This window comes from Brevirhabdus sp. (genome assembly GCF_052826345.1).
This window is the reverse complement of the sequence record NZ_JBRBUA010000048.1, coordinates 1-2,512: the sequence shown is the minus strand read 5'-3', so window position 1 is coordinate 2,512 and position 2,512 is coordinate 1. Positions and strand designations below refer to the sequence as shown.

3 protein-coding genes are annotated in these 2,512 nt (G+C 64.0%); 1 reads left to right on the top strand and 2 read right to left on the bottom strand.

Features of this window, described 5'->3' with window-relative positions; translation table 11 throughout:
- On the top strand, positions 1-1,177 hold a 1,177-nt coding region (locus ACU0BR_RS06115; RefSeq protein WP_446155962.1), incomplete at its 5' end, for an aromatic ring-hydroxylating dioxygenase subunit alpha.
- Positions 1,178-1,256: 79 nt separating this feature from the next.
- On the opposite strand, the gene ACU0BR_RS06110 is transcribed toward ACU0BR_RS06115, so the two are convergent.
- Complete coding sequence (locus ACU0BR_RS06110; RefSeq protein ID WP_446155961.1) at positions 1,257-2,012, bottom strand: SDR family oxidoreductase; 756 nt, start codon at positions 2,010-2,012, stop codon at positions 1,257-1,259.
- A gap of 65 nt (positions 2,013-2,077) precedes the next feature.
- Positions 2,078-2,512: enoyl-CoA hydratase/isomerase family protein (locus ACU0BR_RS06105; protein ID WP_446155960.1), on the bottom strand; the 435-nt coding region annotated here is incomplete at its 5' end.

Genomic DNA, 2,512 nt, shown 5'->3' with positions numbered 1-2,512 from the left:
CTGTCCGGTCGCCGATGTCGCCGAACCCGGCGATCTGGTGCGCTTCGACATCGGGGACGAAAGCTTCATCATCGTGCGCGACGACGACGATGTGATCCGCGCGCATTACAACGTCTGCCCGCACCGCGGCAGTCGCCTCGTGCTTGCCGATTTCAGCACGCTGTCGGACTTTACCTGCCCGTTCCACAGCTGGAAATTCGACCTCGACGGCAAGAATAGCGAGGTGACGGACGAAAACACGTTCCAGCCCGAAGTGCTGTGCCATGACCGCGACCTGACCTCGGTCCGGTGCGAAACGGCGGCGGGGCTGGTGTTCATCTCGATGAACCCCGACGTCATGCCGCTCGACGAATATCTCGGACCGCTGAAAGCGCAGCTCGAGCTTTACCAGATCGACGACATGTATGTCGTGCAGCACCGCCAGTCGGAATGGGGCGCGAACTGGAAGGGCGGCATCGACGCCTTTGCCGAGACCTATCACCTGCATGCCGTCCACCCGCAGACCCAGTGCCTGATGGACGACCGCACCCAGATCGACCTCTATCCCAATGGCATGAGCCGCCAGTTCGTCCCCTTCGCCCAGCCCAGCCGGCGCTATGACGACCAGGAAACGGTCAATGACGGGATCAAGATGATGCTGTCGGACGCAGGCATCGACCCCGAGGATTTCGACGGCAGCGCGCAGGAAACCCGCCGCGCGGTCCAGCTTGCCAAGCGCAAGCGGTCGGACGACCTCGGCCTGAACTATGAACGCTTCAGCGATACGCAATTGTCGGATTCGACCGTCTATTCGGTCTTCCCCAACGCCCAGATCGGCTGCCACCCAGAGGCGGTGTTCCTGCACCGGTTCCTGCCCAATGCCGAGGATCCGAACCGCTTCACCTATGACACGCTGATCCTCTATCGCCATGTCGACGCGCCGGGTTACACCGCGCCCGCATGGATGGGGCTGGGCGCGACCGACCTGTCGGGCAAGACGCGGCCCGAGATCGTGCGCACCGGCATCGGCGAGCCTCCGGGCCTTGGCGAAGTGCTGGACCAGGATTCCGAATTGCTGCCCATCGTGCAGGCGGGCGCGCGTTCGCGCGGCTTCCGCGGGCCGCTGTGGAGCGAGCAGGAAGCCCGGCTGCGCCACTTCCACAAGGAAATCGACCGCTACATGGGCGGCGAGAAATAGCGGCGGCGTGAAATAGCGCAAAAAGAGGGGAGCCACTCCGGACGGAATGGCTCCCCCAGATTCTGCCGGCAGGCAAAACTCAGAACGGGCGGATCGTCACGCCATTGTCGACCACCATCTCGGCTCCGGTGACCAAACGCGATTCGTCGGACGCCAGATAAAGCACCATCATCGCGATATCGCGCGGATGCCCCGGCGATCCGGGCGGCAGGATCCCCTCGGCGGGAATATCCTTGGCCTCGCGCCCTTCGGCGGTCTGCACCATCGGCGTCTCGATCGCGCCGGGATGGACCGAGTTGCAACGGATCGCATAGCCCTTTTCCTGGCACATCACCGCGACCGACTTGGTCAGCGCCCGCACCGCGCCCTTGGCGGCGGAATAGGCGAAGAAAATCGGATAGCCCAGCAGCGCGCCGGTCGAGGACATGTTGACGATGGAACCGCCCTCGCCCTTGTTCATCAGCGGGATCGCGTGCTTGCAGCCCAGGAACACCCCGTCGCTCATCACCGAATTGACCCAGCGATATTTCTCGAGCGAGGTATCCTCGACATCGGCGTTCAGTACGACACCGGCATTATTGACCAATATGTCGAGGCGGCCGTGCGTGTCCTCGATGGATTTCATCACCGAGATCCAGTCATCCTCCGACGCGACATCGTGGCGCAGCGCCACGGCCCGGTCGCCGATCGTGTCGGCAAGGGCCTGCGCCGCCTTTTCGTTGACGTCGGACACCACCACAAGCGCGCCTTCAGCCGCCAGCACGCGGCAGGCCTCCGCCCCCAGCCCCGATCCGCCGCCGGTTACCAGCGCCACCTTGCCATCTACGCGTCCCATGCCTCTCTCCTTCAATATCCGATGCGGTCTGATCGCCGCGATTGCGGTATGGATTCGTCAGCCCCCTAATCGGGCCGGAATTTCGCTTTGCGCCCTTCGGCAAATGCAGCCACGCCTTCGCCGCCATCGGACGATCCCAGCGTCGCATCGCCGAACCGCCTGCCGAAACGCAGAGCCATGTCTTCGGGCATTGCGCGGCTTGCGTCGTACAGCGCCAAAGCGTGTCCGACCGCGTCCCAACTGTGGCTCAGCATGGTCTCAACCGTGCCAATCGCGCGCTCCAGCAGCTCGTCCGAGGGGAAGATCTGCGTCACAAGGCCCAGCTGGTGCATCCGTTCGGCGGAAAGCGGTTCACCCGTCAGGATCATCGCCAGTCCCGTCGCACGCGGCAACTGGCGCGCAAGCCGCTGGATCCCGCCCGCATAGGCAAACAGCCCGCGCTTCACTTCGCTCAGGCCGAAAATCGCATGCGGAGCGGCAAACACCATGTCGCAGGCCAG

What these genes read in the sequence shown, in the direction of transcription:
- ACU0BR_RS06110 (WP_446155961.1), bottom strand. Translation starts at nt 2,012, where the DNA reads ATGGGACGCGTAGATGGCAAGGTGGCGCTGGTAACCGGCGGCGGATCG.